1 protein-coding gene is annotated in these 231 nt (G+C 66.2%); it reads right to left on the bottom strand.

The genetic code is table 11. The annotated features are described in order from the left end of the window. The coding region (locus tag AC1RQI_RS17585) for a YciI family protein (RefSeq protein WP_481905889.1) at window positions 1-231 on the bottom strand (231 nt) is incomplete at both ends.

Below are 231 nucleotides of genomic sequence, written 5' to 3'. Positions count from 1 at the left end.
ATTGTCCGGCGAAGCCGGCGAAGGCGCGGACCTCGCAGGTGCCTTCCCAGCCTGGCATGTGGTCCTTGTGGAGCTGCATGAATTCGACGGCGAGTGCCACCGCCTCCTCCTTGCTGCGCAGCTCGAAGATCGCATAGCCGCCGATCACCTCCTTGGCCTCGACGAAGGGACCGTCGACGACACTGAGATTGCCGTCGGCAATGCGCACCTGCGCGCCGGTCGCGAGCGGCA

The sequence above is a fragment of the Salicola sp. AFF1 genome (genome assembly GCF_056783195.1).
The sequence above is the reverse complement of the archived record's forward strand: the minus strand, read 5'-3'. Positions and strand labels throughout refer to the sequence as shown.